This is a genomic window from Agromyces sp. Root1464 (assembly GCF_001427265.1).
Taxonomy (GTDB): Bacteria; Actinomycetota; Actinomycetes; order Actinomycetales; family Microbacteriaceae; genus Agromyces; species Agromyces fucosus.
This window is the reverse complement of sequence record NZ_LMFU01000001.1, coordinates 1,056,977-1,082,886: the sequence shown is the minus strand read 5'-3', so window position 1 is coordinate 1,082,886 and position 25,910 is coordinate 1,056,977. Positions and strand designations below refer to the sequence as shown.

Sequence of the window (25,910 nt, the reverse complement as noted above, 5' to 3'; positions counted from 1 at the left end):
GAGGTGAGGCTCGACCACCTCGCCTGCCTCCGAAGGGAACCGCCATGCAGAAACTGTTCTACGCATCGTTCGCGTACATGATCGTCGGCGTCGCCTCCGGCCTCTTCTACCGGGAGTTCACGAAGGCCAACGACTTCCCCGAAGGGCAGTTCACGCAGCTCGGCCTGGCCCACACCCACCTGCTGACGCTCGGCTTCATCGTGCTGCTCATCGTGCTCGTGATCGAGAAGGTCTTCGTGATCTCGAAGAGCCACCTCTTCGAGTGGTTCTTCTGGGTCTACAACGCGGGCGTCATCGTGACGTCGGCCATGCTCATCTGGCACGGCTCGCTCACGGTCATGGGCGAGGAGTCGACCTCGGCGATCGCGGGCATCGCGGGCCTCGGCCACATCGCACTCGCTGCGGGCATGGTGCTGCTCTTCCTGGCACTGCGCAGTCGCATCGTGGCACCGGCGGCGGCCCAGCCGGTGGTCGAGGCGACGGCCGCCGAGTAGGCGACGGCCGCCGAGTAGGCGACGGCCGCCGAGTAGGCGGCGACCGGCCTCGTCGCGACTGTCAGGTGCGTGCGTCACACTGAAGTCGTGATCGCCGACCATGCCCTCAGCTGGCGGCCGCGGCATCCGACCGATCTGCGCCAGACGCTCGGAGCGCTGCGGCGCGGCGTCGGCGACCCGGCGTTCCTGCTCGACGCGACCGGCGCCGTCTGGCGCACGACGCGCACGCCCGAAGGCGATGCGACCCTGCGACTGACCCAGCCCGATGCCGAGACGCTGCGCTGCGAGGCGTGGGGGCCGGGTGCCGGTGCCGCGGTCGTGCAGGCGCCCGAACTGCTCGGCGACGCCGACGACCCCACGGGCTTCGAGCCGCGACTGCCGATGCTCGACGACGCGCACCGGCGCAATCCCGGCCTGCGCATCACGCGCACCGCGCAGGTCTTCGAGGCCCTCGCCGCGACGATCCTCGAGCAGAAGGTCATCACCCTCCAGGCGCACGACTCCTGGCGCCGCCTGCTCATCGGCTTCGGCACGCCGGCCCCCGGCCCGACGCCCCGGCCGATGCGGGTCGTGCCGTCACCCGAGGTCTGGCGCACGATCCCGAGCTGGGAGTGGCATCGCGCGGGCGTCGACCCGAAGCGGGCGCGCACGCTGGCGAACGCGGCGGGATACGCCGACAAGCTCGAGGCCGTCGTCGCGATGAGCCCCGCGGATGCCGCGGCTCGCCTCACCCTCATGCCGGGCGTCGGCCCGTGGACCGTCGCCGAGGTCGCCCAGCGCGCGCTGGGCGACGCCGATGCGCTCTCCGTCGGCGACTACCACCTCTCGAATTACGTGGGACACGCGCTCGCGGGGCGCGACATGACCGACGACGAGATGCTCGAGACGCTCGAGCCGTGGCGCGGCCATCGCTATCGCGTCGTGCGGCTGCTCGGCGCCGCGGGAGTGCGCGGGCGGCCTCGGCGGGGCCCGCGCATGGCGTTCATCGACCACCGCGCGATCTGACGGAGAGGCGCGGGAGCCGTTCGTCGTCCGGGAGATGTTCCCCTCGCGCATAGGACACGCATAGGCTCTGCAATTACCGTGCTCTGAGGCCGACCCGGCTTCTCCCGATTGCGAAGGACACACACATCGTGAATACAACCGCCTCCAAGGTCAACGTGCCGCTGATCCTGCTCTGGGTCGCGGCGGTGGCGCTGATCGGCGGGGGCTACTGGCTCCTGAGCTCGTCGACCGCCAGCCAGGTCGAGTTCTACACCTCCGGCTCGCAGGATGTCGCCGGACTGCTCGGCGCGCAGACGAACACGACGGTCGCGGGCCTGCTGCTCGCGGTCGGTGCACTCGCCGTCGTCATCGCCCTCGCGGTGCACGCGCTCGGCCGGAGCGCTCGTATCGCGTCGGCGGAAGCCGCCGCGCTCGTCGCAGCTGAGGATGCCGCCTTCGAGGCGGAGCTCGATCGTGCCGAGGCGGAGTTCGACCGCGCCGAGGCTGAGGCCGCCGCTGCCGGGGTCGCGCCCGTCGCCGAAGCGCCTGCCGTCGTCGAAGAGGTCGTCGTCGAAGAGGTCGAGGTCGTCGAGGCGCCCGTCGCCGACGAGGCATCCGCCGCAGCAGGCGACGCCGCTCCGGCCGCCGACAAGAAGTAGCCGCCCTCAGCCGGCCGAGCGCTCCGTCTCGGCCGGCCGAGCGCGACCCCACTCGACGAGCGGCTGCAGCAGCTCGATGAGCTGCAGGCCCGCGGTGCTCGGCGTGTAGGTGATCGTCACCGGCGTCGTCGCCCGCACGTGCCGTTCGAGGACGCCTTCGTCTTCGAGCTCCTTGAGGCGGGCGGCGAGCAGCCGGTCGGAGATGCCGGTGACGGTGCTGCGGTACTCCGAGAACCGGCGGGCCCCGCGCACGCCGGCGAGCAGGATGGCCGCGTTCCACTTGCGGCCCGCGAACTCGACCGTGCTCTGGAATCGGCGGCACTGCGCCTCGTCGATGTGGCCGAGTTCGTGCAGGCGGGTGCGTCGGTCGTCGAGCAGCGCGACGGCCGCGTCATCCGCGTCATCCGTCTCCGAGTTGCTTACCATAGGTAAGTAGCTTACCCCTCTCGTGCGACCGCCGCACCCCGTGCCGGAGGATGGGAGCGTGGCGCAGGACGATGCCCGTGCGCCCGCGATCGATCGGAGCACGATGCACTACGGCCACGACCTGCAGTTCGGCACCTTCATCACGCCGAAGAACGACCCGCCGCAGTTCGCCGTGCGACTCGCCGAGCTCAGCGAGGCATCGGGCTACGACCTCGTGACGTTCCAGGACCACCCGTACCAACCGGCGTTCCACGACACGCAGACCCTGCTCACCTGGGTCGCGGCGCGCACCGAGCGCATCCACCTCGCCGCGAACGTGACGAACCTGCCGCTTCGGCCGCCGGCCGTGCTGGCCCGTGCCGCCGCGAGCCTCGACCTGCTCTCGGGCGGACGCTTCGAGCTCGGCCTCGGCGCCGGCGGGTTCTGGGATGCGATCGACGCGATGGGCGGCCGCAGGCTCACCCCCGGGCAGGCGGTCGACGCGCTCTCCGAGGGCATCGACATCATCCGCGGCGTCTGGGACCAGGGCGAGCGAGCGCGTTTCCAGGTCGACGGAACCTACTACCGGGTCGACGGCGCGAAGCGCGGCCCGGCGCCGGCGCACAACATCCCGATCATCATCGGTGCGCTGAAGCCCCGCATGCTGCGACTCATCGGCCGCAAGGGCGACGGCTGGCTGCCCTCGCTCGGGTACATGCAGCCGGGCGACTACGCCGCCGGCAACGCACGCATCGACGAGGCCGCGATCGCCGCGGGCCGGGACCCCCGTGAGATCCGCCGGATGGTCAACATCGGCGGCCGGTTCGGCGGCGGCGGCGGGTTCCTGAACGGGCCGGCCGCGCAGTGGGTCGACGACCTGCTGCCGTACGTCGTCGACGACGGCGTGGGCACCTTCATCCTCGCGAGCGACGACCCCGGCACGATCGTGCACTTCGCCGAGGAGGTCGCGCCGGCCCTTCGCGAGGCGGTCGCACGAGAGCTGCGAGCAGCGGATGCCGCGGCATCCGCCGACTCGATCGCTCTGTCTGCCGGGAGCCCTTCGACAGGCTCAGGGAACGGGGGTGCAGCCTCAGGGAACAGACCGGTGCGCAATTCGACGGTGCTCGCCAAGCGACGCGACGGCATCGACTACGACGCGGTGCCCGCCTCGCTCGCCGCCGACGCGATCGAACCGGGTGACGCCGGCTACGAGCGCGTGAAGTCCACATACATGCGCGGCGGGGCCCCCGGCCTCGTGCTGCGCCCGGCCGATGCCGCGCAGGTCGCCGAGGCGGTCGACTTCGCACGTGCGAACCCCGAGGTGCCGCTCGGCGTGCGCAGCGGCGGGCACGGCATCAGCGGTCGATCCACGAACGACGGCGGCATCGTCATCGACCTCTCCCGGCTGAACGCGATGGAGGTGCTCGACGAGGAGCGCCGGCTCGTGCGCGTCGAGGCGGGTGCGCGCTGGCAGGACGTCGCGGCGTTCCTCGCGCCGCACGGCTGGGCGCTCTCCTCCGGCGACTACGGGGGAGTGGGCGTCGGCGGACTCGCGACGGCGGGCGGCATCGGTTGGCTCGTGCGCGAGCACGGCCTCACGATCGACCACGTGCGCGCGGTCGAGATGGTGCTGGCCGACGGCTCCGTCGTGCGGGCGGATGCCACGCGGCATCCCGACCTCTTCTGGGCCGTTCGCGGCGCCGGCGCGAACATGGGCATCGTCATCGCCTTCGAGTTCGAGGTCGACGAGGTCGGCGCCCTCGGCTTCGCGCAGCTCGCGTTCGACGCGAGCGACACCGCGGGGTTCCTGCAGGCGTGGGGCGACTGGGTCGTCGACTCGCCGCGCGACGTCACGAGCTTCCTGCTCATGGGCGGCTCCCGCCCGGGTGAGCCGCCCGTCGCGCAGGTCATGGCGGTGATCGACTCCGACGACCCCGACACGGTCGTCGCCCGACTGCAGCCGCTCGCGGAGGTCGCGCCGCTCATCGGGCAGGAGGTGCGCCTCACGACGTACGAGTCGATCATGGCGAATGCCGCCGACGGCAGCCACGCCGCCGAGGGCGAGCCGACGGCGCGCACGGGGCTCATCGGCCGCATCACCCCGGAGTTCGCGGCGGATGCCGCGCGATTCATCGCGAGCGGGGCCACCTACTTCTTCCAGTTGCGAGCCGTCGGCGGCGCCGTGCACGACGTGCCGGCGGATGCCACGGCCTTCGCCCATCGCGCGGCGGAGTTCTCGGTCGTCGCGTTCGGCTCGAGCCGGCACCAGACGAGCGAGCGGTGGAACGAGCTCATGGCGCGGCACTTCTCGGGCGCGTACGTGAGCTTCGAGACCGAGGTGGGCCCGGCATCCGTCACCGCGGCGTATCCGCCCGCGACCCTCGAGCGGCTGCGCGCGATCAAGGGGCAGGTCGACCCCGGCAACATGTTCCGCGACAACGCCAACATCGAACCCGCGTGACTCGAATCGTCATTCTCGGAATCGGATCGGCATCCTCGGAATCAATCCGCGTTGCACGCGTTGCATCCCAGCATGACGAACCTCGCTCCAACTGACATCGGAATCATCGGCGCCGGCAACATCGGCGGCGCGCTCGCTCGAAAGCTCGTCGAGCTCGGTCACCGCGTGACGATCGCGAACTCGCGCGGCCCCGAGACGCTCGCCGAGCTCGTCGCCGAACTGGGCCCGAACGCGACGGCCGGCACGGCCGCCGAGGCCGCGGAGGCGGGGGAGTTCGTCATCGTGACGGTTCCGCTGAAGGCCTACCGCGACATCCCCGTGGCACCGCTCGCCGGCAAGATCGTGATCGACACGAACAACTACTACTGGGAGCGCGACGGCCGCATCGCCGAGCTCGACTCGGGCGAGGCGACCGTCTCGGGGCTGCTGCAGGCGCACCTGCCCGAGTCGAAGGTCGCCAAGGGCTTCAACAACATCCTCGCCGCCTCGATCCTCACCGACGGCACTCCCGCAGGAACGCCCGGTCGCCGAGCGCTGTCGACCGCGAGCGACTTCGACGACGCCGCGGCGCTCGTCACTGCGCTCCTCGACGACTTCGGGTTCGACTCGGTCGAGTTCGGTCCGCTCTCCGAGAGCTGGCGCGCCGAGCGCGATCAGCCGGCGTACGTCACGCCGCAGACGCGCGAGGAGCTCGTGGCGAACCTCGCGCGCGCGGAGCGGCTGCTCGCGGCCTAGCCACGGCCGCCTCAGCGGCTCATCGCCGGATGGCTCGCCTCACTCGAGCCATTCGGTGATGAAGGTCGGGCTCGCGTGGATGTGGGTCGAGATCATGGCCTCGGGTCCGATGATCACGAACTTGTGCGGGGTGTGTGCCGGCACGACGAGCACCTGGCCGCCGACGGCTTCCAGTTGTTCATCGCCGACCGTGAACAGCGCCCGCCCATGGCGGATGACGAACGTCTCGGAATACGGATGCAGGTGCAGCCGCGGACCGGAGCCGACCTTCGAGCTGTACGTGAGGATGAGCGACACGTCGGAACCGATCGAGGCGCCCTCGATCGACTCGTGCCAGTACACGTCGTCTTCGGCCACGCCGCTGCGCTGGTGCATCAGAACCATGGTGTGCTCCTCGCTTTCGCGGCACACGGTACACCCGGCGACGTCCGGCCGCATGCGGGGTCGGCCCGCACCAGATGCTTCCCTGCCCAGCTGCGCGAGTGCGGCTGCTCAAGCGACCGCGGCCGTACGAATCGGACCGGCGCGCCGACGGGCGAGTGCGGCGGCGCGCCGAGCCGGTGACACCGTCGATGCGCGCCACCGCTGCGGCCCCATGCCGGGCGGCGGCATCACCTCGGGCGTGCCGTCGTTCATGCGAATGCGCCACCCCGAGCTGTCGATCGAGCGGTGGTGGAACCAGCAGAGCAGCACACCGTTGTCGGTGTGGGTGGCGCCGCCATGCCACCACGGGACGACATGATGCACCTCGGTGGCCCACGCAGGGGTGTCGCATCCGGGAATGATGCAGCCGCCGTCGCGTGCTGCGAGGGCACGACGCTGTGCGCGGTTGAAGCAGCGCTCGGTCGTACCGATGCCGACCACCCCGCCGTTGGCGGCCAGCGTGACGTGCTGTATGCCGTTCGCGCTCGCATGTTGTTCAACAGCCCGCATCGAGATCGGTTCGTCGATGCCGTCGACGTGGCCGACGCCATGACCGGCGCGGAGATCGTCGGCGAGCACTGTGACGACGATCGTCGGGGACGCGCCGCCGAGGGTCGGAAGCTCATCGGCCCGTGCCGCGATGTCGAACACGGTCGCGATCGCGTCATGCTGGCGCTGCGCCCGGGTGCGCGGGTCTCTGCTGCCGGATGCCTCGAGCTCCGCCGGCTCTACGTCGTCTTCGACGGGAGCGGCCGCCGAAGGATCGGCGACCGGCACGAACCCGGTCGACTGCCGAAAGTTGGTGATCGAGTCGAACACTCGCCGCACCATGCCCGCGACCTCGGGCAGCAGTGCGCCACGCACGGGAACGAGGCCGTCGCGAGCGGGAAGGAGTTCGAACCCGCGGGCCGCCCACTGCCGATGCGACGGCTCGGCGCCGTCGGGATCGAGGACCTCGGCCCACACGGCGGCCTGCATGCGCGTCTCGGTGGCCGTCGCGGGGGCCGAGACCTCAGCGCCGGGCGCAGCGGCGACGCCGATCGCCGCGCAGACGAGTTCGTGTTCAGCCGCGCGCACTCCGTCGAGGTCGCCGTTGGCGTGGCGCGGGAGCACCGCATCGAGTGCCCTCGCAATTGCTGTCGCAGCATCGAAGCCGAGCTCGCCGGTGCGCAGGCCTTCGGCGAGGCGCTCGAACCGGGGTGGCATCGAATCGCCGAGCAGCGTGGATGTGCGACGGACCGCCGCTCCGAGCTTCAGCCGCGCACGCGCGGTCGGCGACGAGACACGAGTGAGGCGTTCGATGAGCTCGACGGCGCTGGTGCACCCCTCCTTCGCCGCGAGCCCCTCGCGACCGAGCGAGGTGCGGCTGCGGTGCTCGATCTCGCCCGCGGCATGGACGCGCAATGCATCGGCGAAGCGGCCGAGCCGTTCGACCTGCGCGACGAGTTCGAGGAGTTCGACGTCGCGCGCCGAAGCCAGGGCCGGCACCGTGTTCGGCGGCCCGCTCGCGGCATCGAGGAGGTCGCCGACCTGATCGGCGACCTCGGCGATGCGAGCGGTGAGGGCGTGCTCCATGTCTTCGACACTAGGGGCGACCACTGACATTTCGGTTCGAATGAAAATCAGCGCTGACCTGCATATGTAGCTGTGGAGAACGAGGGTCGACGGCTGCCTGTGGAGGAGGAGTGGGGAGGGTGCGGTGGGTCTCGATACGCTCGCCGGCGCTCGCTACTCGACCGACGTGGGTGCTCGTCCGGTAGGTCTCGATACGCTCGCTGGCGCTCGCTACTCGACCGGCCTCGGCGCCTCGTCGAGCACCCCGTCGAGCACCGGGTGCAGGTGCCGCGTCGTGAGCACGGTGGCGGCATGCCGCGCGCCGGCCTCGAGCGCCTCGTCGAGCGCCGCTCCGTCGAGGTGCGCGTCGAGCACTCCGGACATGAAGGCGTCGCCCGCCCCGTTGGTGTCGAGCACCTCGACGGGCACGGCCGCGACCTCGGACCGGAGCATCCGCCCGTGGTCGCCGGCGCTGATCGCGATCGCGCCCTGCGCGCCGAGCGTGCAGACGACGACGGATGCCCCGCCGCGCACGCACTGTTCCATGAACGGCCGCGGGTCGTCGCCGATGCGGTCGGCGTTCATGAAGATCCAGTCGGCGGCCCTGATGAACGGGCGGTGGAACTCGGCACTGCCGTCGTAGTCGTGGATGTCGGTCCAGATCGGCCGGCCGGTGGCGCGCGCCGCGCCGATGAGCCCGTGCGAACGCTCCGAGAGGTCGAGCACGATCGCCGGGGCGTCCCGCATCGCCTGCGCCAGCTCCGTCGACGGCGGCGTGCCCGGGTCGGCGGGCGCGCTCAGGTAGAGCGAGACGCGCTCGCCCTGCCGGGTCATGAGGTTCAGGTGGCTCTCGGTGCGCGCTGCGGCGAGGCTCGCGAACGCGACACCGGATGCCTCGAGCGCACCCTGCACGCGCCGCCCCTCCTCGTCGTCCCCGAGGAGCGTGTGCAGGAGCACGGGCCGGCCGAGGGCCGCGAGCCCGAGCGCCTTGCCGGCGGAGGTGCCGCCGATCGTCTCGTAGTCGTCGAGCGCGAACTGCATGTGCGGCACCGGCTCGGGCAGGTGCTCGAGGTAGACGATGCGGTTCCAGGCGGCCGGGCCCGAGACGACGATGGGTGCGTTCATGGTTCGCAGCGTAGCGGCGGCGACGTGCCGATCCTCCGGGCCGGCACTGATGCCGCAGCGTGTCGCACGGTCGAGGCTGATCATGAGGATCACTCACGAGAGGAGCGCGCCATGTCGGTCAGCATCGGGGGAGTGGAGCTCTACATGGGGCCGGTCGCAGTCGGCGGCCCCGATGACCTCGACCAGGCGATCCGCGACTTCATCGACGCGGCGCAGCACAGCCTCGCGATCGCCGTGCAGGAGATCGATTCGCGGCCCATCGCCCAGGCGATCCTCGCGGCGAAGCTGCGCGGCGTGCGGGTCCGCGTCATCCTCGAGGGCGACTACCTCACCGAAGAGAAGGCCCTCGCGGACCCGTGGGGCGTCACCGGCGCGCACGAGGAGAACCGCGTCATCATGGGCGCCCTGCTGAAGGCCCGTGTCGACGTGATCAGCGACCTGAATCCGAAGATCTTCCACCAGAAGTTCATCGTGCGCGACTCGGGCAAGCCCGGCGCCGCGGTGCTGACGGGCTCGACCAACTTCACCCTCACCGACACCGGCAAGAACGAGGAGGTCGGCATCGGGGCCGGCCAGAACCTCAACCACGTGGTCGTGCTGACCGGCCAGCTCGCCGCCGCCGAGTACCTGCGCGAGTTCGAGCGGATGCGCTCGGGCACGTTCGGCGACCTGCATGAGCGCGTCGAGCCGAGGCCGAAGGAGTTCGACCTGCCCGACGTGCGGGTGAAGCCCCTCTTCGCGCCGCGGCACGGCCCTGAGATGGAGATCATGAAGCAGATGCTGAAGGCGAAGGACTCGATCGACTTCGCGATGTTCACCTTCGCCCAGTCGTCGGGCATCGACGACACCATGATCCGCTTGCGGCCCCTCGTCTCACGCATCCGCGGCGTGCTCGACCGCGATCAGGGCGCCGCGAAGTGGGCGGCGACGAGCGACCTCGGGCACGGTGACGTCGAGCTCTTCGCGAACCGCCGCAACACGGGGGTGCGCAAGCTCCACCACAAGCTCATGGTCATCGACGAGCGGCTCGTCATCGTCGGCAGCTTCAACTACACGGCGCCGGCCAACACCCTGAACGACGAGAACATCATCGTGATCGGCGACCTCGAAGAGGAGCCGGGCAGTGCAGCGGATGTCGCGCAGCGCACGCTCGCCCGCTACGCGCTGACCGAGATCGACCGCATCATCGACGACCTCTCCGCGCCGGTGCCCGTCGTGCCGTAGCGCGGTCGGGCCGTTGGCGCTCGAGGAGACGGGGGGCTGACGGCGAAGTGGTAGCGTCGCCATCGTGAACGCGACCGGCACCCTCGCCATCGACGCCGGCCAGTCGGGCATCAAGGTCAGGCACTCGGATGCCTCGGGCTCCGGCGAGTGGTCGGCCCCCGGCATCCGCACCGACCTGCCGCTGCTGCCGCAGCTCGCGCGCGTCATCGAGCAGGCCCATGAGGGCGGTCGATCCGCGGAGCGCATCGGGCTCGGTGTCTCCGGGCTGACCGAGGACGAGGTCGACGCCGGCTACCTCCTCGCCGCCGCGGCTCCGATCGGCGCTCGCAGCGTGCACCTCGCCCACGACTCGATCACGGCGTACCTCGGTGCGCTCGGCGACGAGCGCGGCGTCGTCGTCGCGGCGGGAACGGGTTCCGTCACGCTCGCCGTGGGCGCGGTCGAGATCGCGAGGGTCGACGGGTGGGGCTACCTCATGGGCGACGCCGGCAGCGGTTACTGGCTCGGTCGGGCGGCGCTCGAGGCGGTCATGCGCGACTACGACGGCCGCGGGCCGGCCACCGCCCTCAGCGAGGTCGTGCGTGCGGACTTCCCCGACGTCGAGGCGGCCTACATCGAACTGCAGGCCGACCCCGAGCGGGTGCAGCGCATCGCGTCGTACGCACGGGCGGTCGCGGATGCCGCCGCCGCGGGCGACGAGGTGTCCGCGGCGATCGCCTCCGCCGGCGCGCGAGAGCTCGCGATGTCCGCCATCGCCGGGCTCCGACGCGTCGGCGAGCTGGGTGCCCCCGTCTCGCAGGTGCGCGGGGTCGGCGGCCTGTTCCACGGCGAGGTGCTCGGCCGCGAGTTCGTCGAGACGCTGCGCGCCGAGTTGCCGGGTGCCGAGGTGCGGCTCGGTGAGGCGCACCCGCTCGACGGTGCCGCGGCACTCGCCGACGTCGCGCCGACGAGTGCGCTCGCGGCGCACATCGCCGTCGCGCGGATGGGTCCGTCGGTCGAGTAGCGACGCAGGAGCGTATCGAGACCTGGTGCGGGGATCTCGATACGGCCGCGGGCGGCCTACTCGACCGGCGGGGTGGGCCGCGGGCGGCCTACTCGACCGGCGACCGGTGCTACATCGTGTCGAGGATCGCGACGAGGTGCTCGAACGCGGTGTTCGGGTTCACGATCGCGAAGCGGGTGTTCGGCCGCCCGGCGTGCGAGCTCGGCGTCACGAACGCACGCTGTTCGTCGAGCAGCCGAGCCGACCACGCGTCGTAGTCGGCCTTCGTCCAGCCGTCGCGCTCGAAGACGACGACCGAGAGCTGCGGGGAGCGCACGAGGCTGAGCCCGTCGCGCCGCTCGATCTCGTCGGCGATGCGCTCCGCGAGCGCGATCGAGCTCGAGATCGCCTCGCGGTAGGCGGTGCCGCCGTAGGTCGCGAGCGAGAACCACAGCGGCAGGCCGCGTGCCCGTCGCGTGAGGTGCGCGGCGTAGTCGGACGGGCTCCAGTCGCCGCCCTCGGTGAGGGTGTCGAGGTACTCGGCGTGCTGCGTGTGTGCCCGGCGGCCCTGCTCGGGGTCGCGGTAGATGAGCGCGCACGCGTCGAAGGGGGCGAAGAGCCACTTGTGCGGGTCGACGATCACCGAGTCGGCGTGCTCGACGCCCGCGAAGCGGTCGCGCGCGAGCGGCGAGAGCATGCCGGCGAGCCCGTAGGCGCCGTCGACGTGGAACCAGAAGTCGAAGTCGCGCTTCAGAGCCGCGATCGAGGCGAGGTCGTCGACGATGCCGAAGTTCGTCGAGCCGGCGGTCGCGACGACGGCGAAGACGGATGCCCCGTGTTCCTCGAGTGCACCTCGAACGTCGTCGCCGCGCAGCATGCCGTCACCGGCCGGCTTCACGGGCACGACGTCGACGTCCATCACGCGGGCGGCCGAGGCGATCGAGGAGTGCGCCTCTGCGCTGCACACGATCTTCCATCGACCGCCGGGCGGCGCGGGCACCGCGGCATCCGCTGCCCCCTCGCTCAGCCGGTGGCGCGCGTGCTCGCGTGCGGCGACGAGGGCCGAGAGGTTGCCGAGCGTGCCGCCCTGCACGAAGACGCCGCCCGAGCCCGCGGGCAGGCCGAACTCGCGGCCGAGCCACGAGAGCACCTCGTTCTCGGCGTAGACGGCGCCGGCGCCCTCGAGCCAGGAGCCGCCGTAGAGCGCACTCGCCGAGACCACGAGGTCGAACGCGGTCGCCGCCTTCGTCGGCGCCGTCGGGATGAAGGAGAGGTACTGCGGGTGGTCGGTCGTGATGCAGGCCGGGGCGAGCACGTGCTCGAAGAGCGCCAGGGCCCGAGCGGCGCCGATGCCGTGCTCGTCGATCGTGCGGCCGGCGAGGCGCCGCAGCTCGGGCTCGGTCACCGGCTTGTCGAGCGGGGTGTCGTCGCTCAGGATGCGGCGGCGCGAGTAGGCGAGCACGAGGTCGACGAGGTGCGAGGTCTCGTCGGACGTCGAGTGCATGCGGGTCGCGGGGTCGCGCGGCTCGTTCGCGTCGAGGTCGAGTTCAGTGCGGTGCATCCGGATGTCCCTTTCGGCTCGGCCGAGCCGGTTCGCCGGCGGGCCACGGAAAAGCTTCACATATCCTTGCCGTTTCGCAAAAAAGCATCACGAATCCTGCGTCGTGCGCCAGTTTCGACCGGAAAGCGACACGCAAACGCAATGGATGCTACTGGTGACGCAACGCCGCTCGCAGATGCTCCTCGGGGTCGACGAGGTGATTGTGGTCGTCGACCCCGAGGGCGACCTCGGCCCAGTTCAGGGTGCCGCTGAATGCGCCGCCCCACACCTTGTAGCCCTCGTACGCGGGCATGCCGGTGTCGCAGCCCGTGTCGAGCCCCTCGTCGAACGAGAAGTAGAGCGCGTGCGTATGCTCGACGCGCCCGCTGCCGACCGCCTTGCCGTCGATGAACAGCGAGACGTCCCCGCCCTTGCCGATGCCGCCGCCGTCGTAGGCGAACTCGACCCGCACCTGGTGCTCGCCCGCGCCCATCGCGGCATCCGACAGCGTCGTCGAACGCTGCAGGCCGCAGTAGTTGTAGTGGAAGCCGAGCTTGCCGTCTTCGGCGAAGAACGACCACCCCCCGGTGCGGCCGCCCTGTGCCACGATGGCGCCCTCGAGCGAGCCGTCGTCGGGCACGACCACCTCGGAGGTGACCGAGAACGAGCGGTTCTTCACGTTGATCGCGACGTTCTCGCCGAGGCGCACCATGCCGGGGTAGAGCCGCAGGCGGTCGCCCTTCACGAGCGTCGGCCGGCCGGCGAGCTCGGGGTTCATGCGCTCGGCGGCGCGGTCGTCCATCGGGAACACATTGTGGCGGGCCGCCTCGATGAGGAAGAGCCGCTGCAGTTCCGCGAGCTTCTCGGGTTGCTCATCGGCGAGGTTCTTCGCCTGCGTCCAGTCGGTCGTCGTGTCGTAGAGCTCCCAGACGTCGAGCGAGAAGTCGGGCGCCTTCGAGACCACGTCCCATGGAGTCCGGTGCTTCGTGACCGCGGTCCAGCCGCGATGGTAGATGCCGCGGTTGCCCATGAGCTCGAAGTACTGCGTCGTGTGGCGCTCGTCGGCGGATGCGTCGTCGAAGCTGTAGGCCATCGAGACGCCGTGCATCGGCTCCTGCGTGACGCCGTTGAACGTGTGCGGCTCGGCGAGCCCGGCGACGTCGAGCACGGTCGGCGCCACGTCGATGACGTGGTGCCACTGCTCGCGCACCTCGCCCTTCGCGGCGATGCGGCTCGGCCAGTGCACGATCGTGCCGTTGCGGGTGCCGCCGTAGTGCGAGGCGACCTGCTTGGTCCACTGGTACGGGGTGCACATCGCGTGCGCCCAGGCGACCGAGTAGTGGTTGTACGCCTCGGGGCCGCCGACCTGGTCGAGGTGCTCCTTCCAGAACTCGACCGTCTCGAACTGGCCGCCGCCGTTCGAGGCTGTCGTCAGCATGTAGGCGCCGTCGATGCCGCCCTCGGCCGAGGCGCCGTTGTCGCCGATGATGTAGTAGATGAGCGTGTCGTCGAGGATGTCGAGTTCCTCGAGCGCGTCGATGACCCGGCCGGTGTGGTGGTCGGCGTACTCGAGGAAGGCCGCATAGACCTCCATCTGGCGGGCGAGCACCGGCTTCTGCTCCTCGGGCACGTCGTCCCAGGCGGGCAGGCCCTCGGGGCGGGCCGTCAGCTCGGAGTCGGCGGCGATGACGCCGAGTGCCTTCTGGCGGTCGAAGGTCTCCTCGCGCTGCGCGTCCCAGCCGAGGTCGAACCTGCCCTCGTACTTGGCGATCCAGTCCTTCGGCACGTGGTGCGGTGCGTGGGTCGCCCCTGGCGCGAAGTACACGAAGAAGGGCTTGTCGGGCGTCAGGCTCTGCTGCTGGCGCACGTAGTCGATCGCCTTGTCGGCGAGGTCGGGCATCAGGTGGTAATCGGGGTCGGTCGGCGGCGCGATCGCGGTGAGCCCGTCGATGAGCGCCGGCGTGTACTGGTTCGTCTCCCCGCCGATGAAGCCGTAGAAGCGCTCGAAGCCGCTCTGCGCGGGCCAGTGGTCGAACGGGCCGGTCGGGCCCGACTCCCAGACGGGTACTTCGTGGCACTTGCCGAACTGCGCGGTGTTGTAGCCGCTCTGGCGGAGGATCTCGGGCAGCGGCACCGCGGTGTTCGGCCGCGTCGAGCGGTAGCCCGGCGCGGGCGTCGCGGTTTCGGTGATGTGGCCCATGCCGACAGAGTGGTGATTGCGACCCGAGAGCAGCGCGGCCCGTGTCGGCGAGCAGAGCGCGGTCGTGTGGAACCGCGAGTAGCGCAGGCCCTCGCCCGCGAGGCGCTCGGCGGTCGGCGTGCGGATGGGGCCGCCGAAGGCGCTGGATGCCCCGAATCCGACGTCGTCGAGCAGGATCACGAGCACGTTCGGCGCCTCGGCCGGTGGGCGCGCCGGCTCGATCGGCGGGAACTTCTCGTCGAGCTTCTTCGCGTCGTACGCGACCGGCCCCTGGTACGGGCGATCGGGCACGGGAAGCACGGATCCCGGTCGGACGTCGTTCATGTGTTCCCCCTCATGCGCGTCGGGCGTCGTCGCGCCATTCGATCATCGCAGCCGCGTCGCGCGTGAGGGGGAGTGCCGCTCAGCGGCGCACGAACTCCTGCACGAAGTCCTCGTCGACGCTCACGCCGAGACCAGGGCCGGTCGGCACGGTGAAGTCGCCGTTCGGCGCGACCTCGAGCGGGGTCGTGAGGATCCGGTTCGCGACCGGCAGGGTGAGCGGCTGGTACTCGAAGGCGAGGAGCGACGGCGAGCTCGCGGCGACGTGGAGGCCGGCGGCCATCGCGATGCCGAACGCCGCGGAGTGATGCGGTGCCACCTGAGCGTGGAACGCGTCGGCGACGGCCGCGATCGCGAGCCCCTCGGTGATGCCCGTGCGCCCGATGTCGGGCTGCGTGAGACCGACGGCCCGGCGCGCGAGCCAGTCGGTGAACTCGAAGCGACTGCGCATCGCCTCGCCCACCGCGACGGGGGTCTCGATGGATGCCGCGAGGTCGCGGTGACCCTCGACGTCCTCGGGAGCGAGGGGCGCCTCGAAGAACCAGGCGTGGCGTTCGTCGAGTTCGCGGCCGAGCGCCTTCGCCTCGCCGAGGCGGTAGCTCCAGTGCGCGTCGAGCGCGACCTTGAGGTCGGGGTGCGCGTCGTTGACGGCGTCGAAGGTCGCGAGGTCGGTGCGCAGGTCTGTGCCGAGGTGCATCTTGAACCGGCGCACGCCGGCCTCGACGAGCACGGCGGTCTTCTCGGCGATCTCGGCATCGTCGGCGCCCCGCACGCCCGAGACGTAGGTCGGCAGCACCTCGGCGAATCGTCCGCCTGCGAGCTCGGAGACCGAGAGGCCGGTCGCCTTGCCCCAGAGGTCCCACAGTGCGATGTCGACGGCGGCCATGGCGTCGGCCTGGTGGCCGGTCAGGTGCCCGCGTTCGCGCATCGACTCCGACATCCGGTGCCAGAGCGTGCGCACCGAACGCGGGTCCTCTCCGATGATGAGCGGCGTGAGGAGGTGGTCGACGATCGCCGCGGCGACCTCTGGGGCGACGGGTGCGAGCCCCTCGCCCCAGCCGACGAGGCCGTCGTCGGTCTCGATCTTCACGATGAGCGTCTCGTAGCCGGGGGAGTAGAGGCTCCGCCACGGCGGCCGGATCATGTAGCCGCGGTGCTCGACCGCCGCCTCGCCCGCGTAGGAGTCTTCGGCATCCTCCTTCGAGATGAAGAGGGGGAACGTTTGGACGCGCGCGATTCTCACAGGGTCTCCGATGACGAGGGATGATCGAGAAGCCGTCGACGGATGCCGCGGCGTGGGGTTCGAGTGTCGGGGTCTACAGGGCGGCGTACGCCGTCGCGGAGTGGGAGGGGCTGTAGCCGAGGGCGACGGAGATCTCGTCGGCGGCCTCGATGACCTGCAGCGCGATCTCCTGGTGGGGCGCCTGCAGGTCGAGCACCGAGAGCGGACCGCTCGCGGAGAGGCCGGCGACGATCTCACCGGCGCGGTTGCGAACGGGTGCCGCGATGCAGGCGCGCCCGAAGGCGAGCTCCTCGATCTCGGTGGCGTACCCGCGGCTGCGCGTCTCTTCGAGGGCGATCTCCATCGCGTCGCGGTCGACGATCGTGTGCGGGGTGAACCGCTGGGGCGTGTTCGCGAAGTACTCGTCGATGAGGTCGGACGGCATGCCCGACAACAGCGCCTTGCCGAGGCCCGTGGCGTGCAGTGGCGCGGTGCGGCCCGCCATCGCGAACGACTTCGGGGCGAGCGCGCCCTCGAAGTTGCAGAGATAGGTGAAGGTGAAGCCGCTGAGTTCTGCGACGTTCACGCCGATGCCGAGCCGGTGCGCGAGGTTCTGCGCGATCTGGCGCGAGGCGCGGAAGATCGGGGAGCCGTTGAGCGCGATGGTGCCGAGCGAGACGGCGGCCGGCCCGAGCCGGTAGAGGCCGGTCCGGTCGTCCTGCACCACGAACCGCATGCGGTCGAGCGCCGACATCATGCGCGACACGGTCGATTGCCCGAGCCCCGTGAGTGCGCAGAGCTCCGACACCCGCAGCTCGCCGGCCTCCTCGGTGAAACACGCGAGCAGGGACATAGCCCGTTCGACGGTCTGTGTGCCGCCGACCGATTCCGATGCCATCGGGACTCCTTCTCATGCAGTTGCCGCGCGTCGTTGCTTACCCGCTCGGGCTGCGCCGTTGCCGTCAGTGTAGTAACCGGAATCGGCTGAGGCAATCCAAATATGGGTGAGTTATGCATTTTGTGGATTTCGCATCCGCATTGTGGTTTACTGGCCGCACGTCAGCGTTGACCACTTGTGACGACGACGCACAGGGGCCCCTGATGAGGGGTCGCCATCTCTCGGGAAGTGAACGCAATGCAGCAAGCCATCCTCGAACGACCCGCGACACGCGAGGCGACCGAGCCGACCGGGCCGCGATCCGGGCGGCGTTCGACCCTCGGTGCGAAGGATCGCACCTTCGGATTCATGATCGCACTCCCCGCGGTCCTCCTCTTCCTCGTGATCGCGATCTACCCGCTCGTCTCGAGCATCGGCACGAGCCTCTACGACCAGTCGTTGCTCACGCCCGATCGCACCTTCGTCGGCTTCGACAACTACGTCGCGATCTTCGGCGAGTTCATGGCGCGGCTCGGCACGACGCTCACCTTCGCGACGCTCGCGACGATCTTCCCCGTGCTCCTCGGCGTCGCGCTCGCCGTGCTGTTGAACGCACGACTCCGCGGTCGCAACATCCTGCGCGGCACGCTCATGCTGCCGTGGCTCCTGCCCGGCGTCGTGGTCTCGTTCCTCTGGGCGTGGATCTTCAACGACAGCTACGGCGTGCTCAACCACCTGCTGACGATGGTGGGCCTGCCCGAGGTGAGCATGCTCGGCAACCCCACCGGCGCGATGGCGGCCGTCGTGATCGCGAAGACCTGGCACTCGTTCCCCTGGATCATGGTCGTCGCCCTCTCGGTGCTGCAGACCCTGCCGGCCGAGCAGCTCGAGGCCGCGACGATCGACGGGGCCACGCGTTCGCAGCGGTTCCGCTACATCTCGCTGCCGCACATCGTCGGCCCGGTCGCCCTCGTCGCGACGCTCGAGTTCATCTACAACTTCGGCAACTTCGACACCATCTTCGTGATGACGGGAGGCGGCCCCGGAGATTCGACGACGACGCTCGCCGTCAGCCTCTATCAACTCGCGTTCGGCAGCTACGAGCTCGGCAAGGCATCCGCCATGGGCGTGCTCTGGCTCATCCTGCTCGCGATCATCTCGAGCGCATACCTGCTGCTCAACCGACGTCTGGAGAAGCGATGAGTCACGGCCGCGACATCGGAGAGGCGATCATCCGCCCGAGACTGTCGATCCCCGGGCGCCTCGGGCTCATCCTGCTCGCCCTCTTCGGCCTCCTGCCGATCTACTGGCTGACGTCGACGGCGTTCATGAAGAAGGAGGCGGTGTTCGCTCTCGATCGGCCGCTCTTCCCGGTCGACCCGACGCTCGACAACTTCATCGGGTTCTTCCAGAACGACGCGCTGCTCCAGGCGCTCGCGAACAGCTTCATCGTCTCGACGGGCACCGCCGTGCTCTCCGTGCTCGTCGGCGGCATCATGGCCTACTCGCTCTCGAAGTTCCGCTACCGCGGGCGCAACGCGATCATGTTCATGTTCCTCATCGGGCAGCTCATCCCGGGGGCGCTGCTCCTGATCTCGCTGTACCTCATGCTGAGCTCGGCCGGCCTGCTCTACACCTACACGGCGCTCATCATCTCGTTCACGACGTTCACGCTGCCGCTCGTGGTGTTCCTCCTGAAGGGCATCATCGACGGGCTGCCCGACGACATCCTCGAGGCGGCGAAGGTCGACGGCCTCTCGCGCATCGCGACGATGTTCCAGATCGTCTTCCCGCTCGTGGTGCCCGGCCTCATCACGGCGGCGATGTTCGCCTTCATGCGCGGCTGGAGCGACCTGCTGTTCGCGCTCACCCTCGCGGGCCCCGACAAGCAGACCCTGCCCGCCGGCCTTACCCAGGCCTTCATCCGCGAGGGCACGGCCGACTGGCCGGCACTCATGGCGGCATCCCTCATCACCTCGCTGCCGCTCGCCATCATCTTCATCCTCCTCCAGCGCTACTTCGTCTCCGGCCTCGCGTCGGGGGCCGTGAAGGGGTAGCCGTGATCCGCAGCACCGCACCGAACACACATTCCGACGAAGGAGCAGTCCACATGAACCTCTCGACCTCGCAGCTCAGCCGCCGCGCCTTCATCGGCGGCGGTACGGCATTCGCCGCACTCGGCGCGCTCGCGCTCGCCGGCTGCGCCACCCCGGCCGCGCCGGGCGCCAGTGCCGGCGCCAACGCTGCGACCAAGGCGAAGACGATCAACTTCTACGGCAACTCGCTCGGCGAGGAGGCGCTGAAGCCCGCATGGGAGGCGATCCTCAAGGACTTCTCCGCTGAGGAGGGCGTCACCGTCTCGCCCGTCATCTACCCCTACGACCAGGCCGCGACGCAGCTCGCACTCACCGGCCGCTCGGGCAAGCTCATGGGCGTCGGCCAGTCGGGCGGATGGCAGGTGCTCACGCCCATGGACGTGCTCGCCGACCTCTCCGACCTCGCCAAGGGCCTCGGCATCCCGCAGGGCGTGCTCGACTCGTACACGATGGGCGGCAAGCTCCTCGTGCTGCCGCTCACGGCGTCGGGCATCGGCATCATCACGAACGGCGAGATCGCCAAGAGCGTCGGCATCAAGTCGGGCATGACGGTCGAGCAGTTCGCGACCGCGCTCGAGAAGATCAAGTCGCAGGACTCCTCGCTGATCCCCTACGCGGCGGTCACGAAGAACCCCGACCTGAAGGATGCCGCGCACTGGATGTGGGGCTGGGGCAGCCCGGTCGTCACCGACGACTTCGAGTGCACGATCGGCGACAAGGAGAGCGTCGAGGCGATCACTTGGTACAAGGCGCTGCAGGACGACGGCCTCACCCAGGCGAACGTGGCACGCAGCGACGCGCGCATCCTGTTCGCGAGCGGGCGCGCCGCCCTCTACGACGACGCCCCGCTCGCGTCGACCTTCGTGAAGACGAACGGTGCCGCGCAGAACATCATCGACAACATCAGCGCGATCGAACGACCCACGGCCAACGGCAACCCGTCGTACAACCGCGCCTGGGGCGGCGGCCTGTTCGCGAGTGCCGGCGAGGGCGAGCTCACGAGCCGCGACTTCATCACCTACGCCGCGACGGACATCGATGCCGCGACCGCGCAGTACGAGCAGTCGGGCGTCGCGCCGGCCGCGAAGTCCGTGGCAGACCAGATCCCGGCCCTCGCCGCCGACGAGTACCAGACCACGTTCCGCACCGAGGTCTCCGAGCACGCTCGCGGCGCCGCATGGGACCGCGTGCCCGTGACCGCCCAGATCGACGCGGCGATCGGCGCGGGCGTCGCGACCATCCTCGCGGGCCAGGTCGACGTGCAGTCGGGCCTCAACTCGCTGAAGAAGGAAGTCCAGGACCTGCTCGACGCGAACTCGTAGTCGATCGCCCGGCGCCGGCCGCCTGCGGAGGGACCCGCAGGCCGCCGGCGTTCGGCGTGCGCCGGGGCATCCGTCGCTGCGCATTCGCCCGGCTCCTCGGTGCCGGGCATCCGCTCGAGACGGATGCCTCGAACCGACGGCCCCGCCTCAGGCCAGGCGGTCGTCGGGGAGTGCGAAGAAGTCGGCGGCGTGCTGCCGCGCCATCCGCTCGGAGACCTCGGCGATGGGGCCGTCGAGGTGCCCGTTCGCGCGCACGGTGAGCCGCTTCGGTGCGGTCAGCGCGTGGAAGACGGCGAACTGGCCTCGCGGGTCGACGGCCGGGTCGAGCACGGCCGCCGCCACGTGCACGGGCACGCGGATGCGCCGAGCCGCCACGGCGGCATCGAAGTAGCCGAGCACCTCACGCGCCTCGGGGTGCTCCTGCACGTGCTGTCGCACGGCCTCGCCACTGCCCGTGCAGCGTCGGGTGAGGCGGATCGCATGGTGCCCGAAGCTCGGGACGTCGAGCGACGCGCGCCGGAAGCGGGCGTCCCAGGGCAGGGCCATCGCCCCGATGCCGCCGCCGAAGCTGCCGCCGCTGAAGTCGAGCGCCGCGGCAGCCTCCGGGGCGGCGTCGAGCAGCACGGTCGCGGCTCGCCAGACGTCGGCGGCGGCGAATCGATGCGAGTAGGTGTCGCGGTGCGCGATGCCCGCGAGCACGTGCTCATCGGGGAGCGCCGGGAAGCGACTGCCCGTGTTCGGCAGCGTGCCCGGCGCCGCGGGGAAGATCGCGGCGGTGTCGGCGGGCACCTGATCGAGGTCGGGCGCCGTGCGGCCGCCGTATCCGTGCCCGATCACGAGGCCGCGTCGGATCGCTGCCTCGAGGCGCGGCACCATCAGGAACGCCACGGCCGGCTCGCCGGCGGACGAGTCGAACCGGATCTGCCTCACCTGGTGGGTCTCGGTGGCGTCGAGGTCGCGCGTCGTCTCCCACCCGACCCGGCCGGCGCCGTACGCCTCGAAGGTGCCGCGCCAGAACTCGTCGAAGTCGGCCGGCTCCTCCGGCGGCCCGGGCGGCGTCAGCAGCGCGGTCACCGAGTACTCGGTCAGTTCCTCGGAAGGGGAGTTGGTCACTGCGTGGTCCTCTCGGGGGTCGGCATGGTCGACGCTATCGGCACCGCTGGTTGCATTGCCATTGACACTGTCGCATAACGGATGCATCATATGCATCATGGATTCAAGGATGAGCCCAGCGGCCGACCACGATTCGATGGACCCCGACGCGTCACCAGCGGATGCCCCACCAGCTGCCCCCGGGCAGTGGAGCCGGCGCTCTGCGCTGCAGCTCCTGCTGGCGGCCGGGGTGCTCCCTGCCGTCTTCGGAGGCCACCCGGAGGCCGCAGCGGCGGATCCCGGGTTCAGCGGCACCAGCGGCGCCTACGCCGACGCCCTGCGGCGTCTCGACAAGCCGAACCTCTCGCTCACCCGCGTCGCGCGGCTCGTCGGGCGAAACCATCGCATGACCTTCCACCAGGCGCGCTGGGACGGCGGCGAGACGATCGTCCGCGACCTCGAGATCAAGCACGACGGACAGTGGCTGTCGGTGACGAGCCCCGACCACCGCTTCGACGAGCAATGGGTCGTGCTGGCCGGCACGCTGCCCGACGGCAGCGCACCCGAGCTGTACGGGCCGTTGCAGCCGAGCTGGCTGGGGTTCACCTCGTATCGACGCCTCAGCGGGCAGGTGATCGAGCTGCGCACCAGCACCGATGACGTCGAGCTCGTCGTGCGCTGGCGGCTCGACGGCGACCAGCCCGAGGCGCACTACGTGCTGAAGGCCAAGCAGGCCGGCGACTACCTCGTCGGCTACCAGAGCCAGGACGTCAAGGGCATCGACGACCTCGACGAGGTGCTCTGCGGCTCGTACCAGCACGCCCTCACCGTGGTCGACGGCTCGGCCCCGCTCGGCGCGTGGGAGCTGTTCGCGCCCATGGCGCTGACCCAGTACGCCGTCGCCGGCGTCGCCGTCACCTCGGGCGTCTACCTGCCGGCCGAGGTGGCCGAGTTCGTGCACGAGCGCCAGCTCATGTCGGATCGGCAGCCCTACGGGATGAGCCTGCGCAACGACAGCCTCGACGTCGTGCCGAGCGTCTACGCGCCGCAACCGGGCCTGCGGACGGCCATGGCGGCCGGAGAACGTCGCGGCTTCGCCTTCGGCGTCGCGGCGCGCATCGGCAGCCTCTATGACGCGTACACGGCGCTGTGCCGCGGCGAGTACGGCCTGAAGGCGTACCGCAGCAACGTCTACGACCGCTCCCTGACCGATGCCGTCCACGCGATGACGGAGCTCATCGCGATCGAGCCCGACGGCGACGACTCGGTCGACTTCATCCCCTCCTACTCAGGTTGGTGGAACCGCGCCAAGGGATTCGTCGACGTCGAGAACGAAGACGCGGTGCGCACCGCGGCAAGCGGCGTGCTGCTCTCGGCGCATTACCTGACCGGCACCGCCGACGGCACCCTCTACGACCGCCGAGCCCGGCCCGCCCTCGAGTACCAGCTGTCGCGCAAGGGGATCGGCCACTCGCCCGTCATCGGCGGCTCGGTCTACAACGACAAGACGCAGTACCGGATCGGCCGGATCCCCACCGACGCGGTGAACCTCGCGGCGCTGTCCCAGCTCACCCACGGGCGCAACGCGGCCTTCCAGCGGCTCGCGGTGCAGGCCACCAAGGCCGGCGTCGTCGGGCAGAGCCGGGCACCGTTCGCGACCGCCCTGGCCACCTATCAGCTGACCGGCGACCCGGCCTACCTGACCGAGGCGACCCTGATCGGCCGGCGCTACGTGCAGGAGGAGATCCTCACGCCGTACCGCGGCAACGGGCAGCCGCCCGGTGGATTCGCCTACAGCTTCTCGAAGTACTGGGTCGACCTCCTGGTGCTGTTCGAGCTGACCGGCGAGGCCGTGTTCCTCGAGGGCGCGCATCGCGAGGCGCAGCGATTCATCACGCAGACGGCGGTTCGGCCGGTGCCCGACCAGACGATCACGGTGCCCGAGGGGCACGTGGTCGTGCAGCAGTACGACTGGGAGTCGCGATCGTCGCTTCCCGACTATCCGACGACGGATGTCGCGCCCGAGACCGTGCCCGCCTGGTACGTCTCGCCGACCGGCCTCACGTTCGAGGCGCTGTCGTCGTTCAAGCTCGGGACCAGTTCGCTGACCGATCCCGGCGGCGGGTACGTCTTCAACCCGTGCTGGGCCGGCGCCCTGCTGCGGCTGGCTCACCACGCCGGCGACCCGCTGCTCGCCGACGTCGCGCACAACATGGTCATCGGCCGATTCACCACCTACCCCGGCTACTACAGCCGCCAGTTCCAGGTCGCGCAGATGAAGCCCGACTTCGCGACGAGCGGCCCGGTCGGGATCACCGGGTACTACTTCCACCACGCACCCGCCCAGCTCGGCCTCGCGATGGACTACCTCATCAACGAGAGCTTCTACCGCAGTGCAGGGCAGATCGACTTCCCGCACGTCTTCGAGGCCGACTTCGCGTACTTCAAGTACTTCGCCTACGGGCACGCCCCCGGCACCTTCTTCGGCGAGGACGGCGTGTGGCCGTACTTCCCGGCCGGCCTGATCTCGCTCGACAACCCGTTGGTCAACTGGATGACCGGGGTCGGGAACGACGCCCTGTACGTGAGCCTCACGAACTCGGCGGCCGATGCGCAGTTCGTCGTCGTCGACCTCACCGGTGAGCTCACCGGGCTGACGGGCGGCGACGCCCCCGCGGTCGAGGTGGTGGCCGCCGACGGCACCCGTTCGGCGCAGGTCGCCGCCGGCGGACGCATCAAGGTGCGAGTGCCCGGCCACGGGCTCGTCGCCCTCGTCGTCCGCGGCGTCACGGTCGACCGGCCGGCGCAGCCGTTCGACGACCTCGTCGATCGCGGCACCGACAGCTTCCACGAGGTCGACTCCGACCCGGGCACCGACTACGGCCTCGCCCGCGGCGTGCTCCTCGTGCGACCCGGCGGCGACGGATACGACGCCTACGTGCAGATCGACACGGAGGAGCCGGCCACCCTCGGCTACCGCATCGGCGACGAACCCGTGAAGCAGGCGGCGTCGAAGGGCTACCCGTACGAGTGGACGATCCCGGTCGCCTCGTCGGCCGACGCGTTCAGCTATACGATCACGGTCGGCGCCAAGACCACCGAGGAGGTCACGCTGCGCGTGCCCGGTCGCATCGGCGGCGCCGATGCCCCGATCGCAGGCGACGTGGTCGCGCAGGCGACGAGCACGGCCGGCGACCGGGTGCCGCTCATGTTCGAGGTGCGCAATGCGAGCGACGACCCGTTCGCCGGTGAGGTGGCCCTGACGCTGCCTGCCGGGTGGCAGCTCGACGGTGCGGTGCCGGCGGTCTCCGTTCCGCCCCAGGGGTTCGCCCGGGTGGAGTCGGCGGCGATCATCGCGCCCGGCACGCCGCCGGGCGAGGTCCAGGTCGAGGCATCCGTGTCGGTCGCCGAGGGCGACCCCCTCGAACTGCGGCCCGCGTCCATCGAGGTGATCGACAGCCGCCGACTGGTGTCGCTGACCACCGACACCGCGATCATCAGCGGCCCGGGCGCCACCGCGCGACTGACGGCTCTGGTGATCAACACCGGCGTCACCCCCCTGCGCGGCACGCTGTCGCTCTTCGGCTTCTCGGGGTGGACCGTCGGCCAGAAGGACGTCGTGATCGAGGTGCCGCCGCGCTCCGACCTGACCCACACCTGGACGGTGACCGCGGGCGCGGCCGTGAAGCCGGGATCCACGACCCGGTTCGAGGCGCGACTCGACGGGACCCTGCGTCGCGGCGTGCTGGTGCGGGTCGCCGACGAGGGCGTGATCGCCCACACGCAGTCGCCGTGGCCCGGCTACCTGGAGACCGGGTTGTGGTTCCCGAGCGGCCTGGCGGGCTGGAACGGCACTCGCACCCGCTACAGCGACGTCGATTCGGTGGGCAGCACGGTGACCTGGCAGGTGGACCTGCCGGACGCCGGCGAGTACCGGGTCTCCGTCTGGTATCCGACGAACCCGACGACGACGACCTCAGCGGCCTACATCGTCGAGCATCAGGGCGGCAGCACCGAGGTCATCGTGGACCAGACCGTCGGGGCGGCTGCGTGGCGTCCGCTCGGCACGTTCCGGTACGACGCCGGTGCGGTCGGCGTCGTGCGACTGGAGGTCCGCAACACCTCGTTCCACCGGGTCAGCGCCGCGCAATTCGTCCGCGTCGGGAACTGACGGCGAACGCCTGCCGGCCGAGT

At 70.5% G+C, this 25,910-nt stretch carries 20 protein-coding genes; 11 read left to right on the top strand and 9 right to left on the bottom strand.

Features of this window, described 5'->3' with window-relative positions:
• Positions 1-44: 44 nt before the first annotated feature.
• The 3 genes from ASD23_RS04910 (at position 45) to ASD23_RS04900 (ending at position 2,137) form a co-directional block, all read left to right on the top strand.
• Positions 45-494: a DUF2871 domain-containing protein gene (locus ASD23_RS04910; protein ID WP_056006982.1), complete on the top strand. Its 450-nt coding sequence runs from the start codon at positions 45-47 to the stop codon at positions 492-494.
• An 87-nt stretch (positions 495-581) separates the two neighbouring features.
• On the top strand, positions 582-1,499 hold the full coding sequence (locus tag ASD23_RS04905; RefSeq protein WP_200941678.1) for a DNA-3-methyladenine glycosylase family protein: 918 nt from the start codon (positions 582-584) through the stop codon (positions 1,497-1,499).
• A 128-nt stretch (positions 1,500-1,627) separates the two neighbouring features.
• Positions 1,628-2,137, top strand: a complete 510-nt coding sequence (locus ASD23_RS04900) for a hypothetical protein (protein ID WP_056006976.1) — start codon at positions 1,628-1,630, stop codon at positions 2,135-2,137.
• A 6-nt stretch (positions 2,138-2,143) separates the two neighbouring features.
• Here ASD23_RS04900 and ASD23_RS04895 read toward each other — a convergent pair whose 3' ends face one another.
• Positions 2,144-2,563, bottom strand: a complete 420-nt coding sequence (locus tag ASD23_RS04895; protein ID WP_082571191.1) for a winged helix-turn-helix transcriptional regulator — start codon at positions 2,561-2,563, stop codon at positions 2,144-2,146.
• 58 nt (positions 2,564-2,621) lie between these two features.
• On the opposite strand from ASD23_RS04895, the gene ASD23_RS04890 reads away from it, so the two are divergent.
• Both ASD23_RS04890 and ASD23_RS04885 read left to right on the top strand, forming a co-directional pair.
• The gene (locus tag ASD23_RS04890; protein WP_327019777.1) at positions 2,622-5,003 is read left to right on the top strand and encodes an LLM class flavin-dependent oxidoreductase; all 2,382 of its coding nucleotides are present in this window, start codon (positions 2,622-2,624) and stop codon (positions 5,001-5,003) included.
• Positions 5,004-5,075: 72 nt separating this feature from the next.
• Positions 5,076-5,738, top strand: coding sequence for an NADPH-dependent F420 reductase (locus tag ASD23_RS04885; protein ID WP_056006972.1), 663 nt, complete (start codon positions 5,076-5,078; stop codon positions 5,736-5,738).
• A gap of 39 nt (positions 5,739-5,777) precedes the next feature.
• On the opposite strand, the gene ASD23_RS04880 is transcribed toward ASD23_RS04885, so the two are convergent.
• The 3 genes from ASD23_RS04880 to ASD23_RS04870 form a co-directional block, all read right to left on the bottom strand.
• Complete coding sequence (locus ASD23_RS04880) at positions 5,778-6,122, bottom strand: cupin domain-containing protein (RefSeq protein WP_056006969.1); 345 nt, start codon at positions 6,120-6,122, stop codon at positions 5,778-5,780.
• A gap of 108 nt (positions 6,123-6,230) precedes the next feature.
• The gene (locus ASD23_RS04875; RefSeq protein WP_056006966.1) at positions 6,231-7,736 is read right to left on the bottom strand and encodes an HNH endonuclease signature motif containing protein; all 1,506 of its coding nucleotides are present in this window, start codon (positions 7,734-7,736) and stop codon (positions 6,231-6,233) included.
• 210 nt (positions 7,737-7,946) lie between these two features.
• Positions 7,947-8,840, bottom strand: a complete 894-nt coding sequence (locus ASD23_RS04870; RefSeq protein WP_056007897.1) for a carbohydrate kinase family protein — start codon at positions 8,838-8,840, stop codon at positions 7,947-7,949.
• A 111-nt stretch (positions 8,841-8,951) separates the two neighbouring features.
• On the opposite strand from ASD23_RS04870, the gene ASD23_RS04865 reads away from it, so the two are divergent.
• Together ASD23_RS04865 and ASD23_RS04860 are read left to right on the top strand one after the other, a co-directional pair.
• Positions 8,952-10,064 carry a phospholipase D-like domain-containing protein gene (locus ASD23_RS04865; RefSeq protein ID WP_056006964.1) on the top strand — a complete coding sequence of 371 codons (1,113 nt, stop codon included), beginning with the start codon at positions 8,952-8,954 and terminating at the stop codon, positions 10,062-10,064.
• Positions 10,065-10,128: 64 nt separating this feature from the next.
• Positions 10,129-11,067, top strand: a complete 939-nt coding sequence (locus ASD23_RS04860; protein ID WP_056006960.1) for an N-acetylglucosamine kinase — start codon at positions 10,129-10,131, stop codon at positions 11,065-11,067.
• Positions 11,068-11,176: 109 nt separating this feature from the next.
• On the opposite strand, the gene ASD23_RS04855 is transcribed toward ASD23_RS04860, so the two are convergent.
• The 4 genes from ASD23_RS04855 to ASD23_RS04840 form a co-directional block, all read right to left on the bottom strand.
• A complete protein-coding gene (locus ASD23_RS04855; protein ID WP_056006957.1) occupies positions 11,177-12,607 on the bottom strand; it encodes a pyridoxal phosphate-dependent decarboxylase family protein in 1,431 nt (476 codons plus the stop codon).
• Positions 12,608-12,755: 148 nt separating this feature from the next.
• Positions 12,756-15,110: an arylsulfatase gene (locus tag ASD23_RS04850; protein WP_056006953.1), complete on the bottom strand. Its 2,355-nt coding sequence runs from the start codon at positions 15,108-15,110 to the stop codon at positions 12,756-12,758.
• A 79-nt stretch (positions 15,111-15,189) separates the two neighbouring features.
• Positions 15,190-16,350, bottom strand: a complete 1,161-nt coding sequence (locus ASD23_RS04845) for a mandelate racemase/muconate lactonizing enzyme family protein (RefSeq protein WP_056006949.1) — start codon at positions 16,348-16,350, stop codon at positions 15,190-15,192.
• A 73-nt stretch (positions 16,351-16,423) separates the two neighbouring features.
• The gene (locus tag ASD23_RS04840; RefSeq protein WP_056006945.1) at positions 16,424-17,227 is read right to left on the bottom strand and encodes an IclR family transcriptional regulator; all 804 of its coding nucleotides are present in this window, start codon (positions 17,225-17,227) and stop codon (positions 16,424-16,426) included.
• Positions 17,228-17,575: 348 nt separating this feature from the next.
• Here ASD23_RS04840 and ASD23_RS04835 point away from each other — a divergent pair, with 348 nt between their 5' ends.
• The 3 genes from ASD23_RS04835 to ASD23_RS04825 are packed head-to-tail and all read left to right on the top strand — an operon-like array spanning position 17,576 to position 20,624.
• Entirely contained in the window at positions 17,576-18,409 is an 834-nt protein-coding gene (locus ASD23_RS04835; RefSeq protein WP_235507629.1) for a carbohydrate ABC transporter permease, read from the top strand.
• A complete protein-coding gene (locus ASD23_RS04830) occupies positions 18,406-19,263 on the top strand; it encodes a carbohydrate ABC transporter permease (protein ID WP_056006939.1) in 858 nt (285 codons plus the stop codon). The genes ASD23_RS04835 and ASD23_RS04830 overlap by 4 nt, the downstream gene beginning before the upstream one ends.
• A gap of 53 nt (positions 19,264-19,316) precedes the next feature.
• Positions 19,317-20,624: an ABC transporter substrate-binding protein gene (locus ASD23_RS04825; protein ID WP_056006936.1), complete on the top strand. Its 1,308-nt coding sequence runs from the start codon at positions 19,317-19,319 to the stop codon at positions 20,622-20,624.
• A 147-nt stretch (positions 20,625-20,771) separates the two neighbouring features.
• Here the strand turns inward: ASD23_RS04825 and ASD23_RS04820 are convergent, their stop codons facing one another.
• Positions 20,772-21,737, bottom strand: coding sequence for an acetylxylan esterase (locus tag ASD23_RS04820; RefSeq protein WP_056006933.1), 966 nt, complete (start codon positions 21,735-21,737; stop codon positions 20,772-20,774).
• Positions 21,738-21,846: 109 nt separating this feature from the next.
• Between ASD23_RS04820 and ASD23_RS04815 the strand changes: the two genes are divergently transcribed.
• The gene (locus ASD23_RS04815) at positions 21,847-25,887 is read left to right on the top strand and encodes a golvesin C-terminal-like domain-containing protein (RefSeq protein ID WP_157377008.1); all 4,041 of its coding nucleotides are present in this window, start codon (positions 21,847-21,849) and stop codon (positions 25,885-25,887) included.
• Positions 25,888-25,910 lie beyond the last annotated feature (23 nt).

Coding starts and splice junctions, on each gene's coding strand:
- ASD23_RS04880 (WP_056006969.1), bottom strand. CDS start 6,122: ATGGTTCTGATGCACCAGCGCAGCGGCGTGGCCGAAGACGACGTGTAC.
- ASD23_RS04865 (WP_056006964.1), top strand. CDS start 8,952: ATGTCGGTCAGCATCGGGGGAGTGGAGCTCTACATGGGGCCGGTCGCA.
- ASD23_RS04910 (WP_056006982.1), top strand. CDS start 45: ATGCAGAAACTGTTCTACGCATCGTTCGCGTACATGATCGTCGGCGTC.
- ASD23_RS04815 (WP_157377008.1), top strand. CDS start 21,847: ATGAGCCCAGCGGCCGACCACGATTCGATGGACCCCGACGCGTCACCA.
- ASD23_RS04825 (WP_056006936.1), top strand. CDS start 19,317: ATGAACCTCTCGACCTCGCAGCTCAGCCGCCGCGCCTTCATCGGCGGC.
- ASD23_RS04855 (WP_056006957.1), bottom strand. CDS start 12,607: ATGCACCGCACTGAACTCGACCTCGACGCGAACGAGCCGCGCGACCCC.
- ASD23_RS04885 (WP_056006972.1), top strand. CDS start 5,076: ATGACGAACCTCGCTCCAACTGACATCGGAATCATCGGCGCCGGCAAC.
- ASD23_RS04875 (WP_056006966.1), bottom strand. CDS start 7,736: ATGGAGCACGCCCTCACCGCTCGCATCGCCGAGGTCGCCGATCAGGTC.
- ASD23_RS04830 (WP_056006939.1), top strand. CDS start 18,406: ATGAGTCACGGCCGCGACATCGGAGAGGCGATCATCCGCCCGAGACTG.
- ASD23_RS04850 (WP_056006953.1), bottom strand. CDS start 15,110: ATGAACGACGTCCGACCGGGATCCGTGCTTCCCGTGCCCGATCGCCCG.
- ASD23_RS04840 (WP_056006945.1), bottom strand. CDS start 17,227: ATGGCATCGGAATCGGTCGGCGGCACACAGACCGTCGAACGGGCTATG.
- ASD23_RS04835 (WP_235507629.1), top strand. CDS start 17,576: ATGATCGCACTCCCCGCGGTCCTCCTCTTCCTCGTGATCGCGATCTAC.
- ASD23_RS04895 (WP_082571191.1), bottom strand. CDS start 2,563: ATGGTAAGCAACTCGGAGACGGATGACGCGGATGACGCGGCCGTCGCG.
- ASD23_RS04870 (WP_056007897.1), bottom strand. CDS start 8,840: ATGAACGCACCCATCGTCGTCTCGGGCCCGGCCGCCTGGAACCGCATC.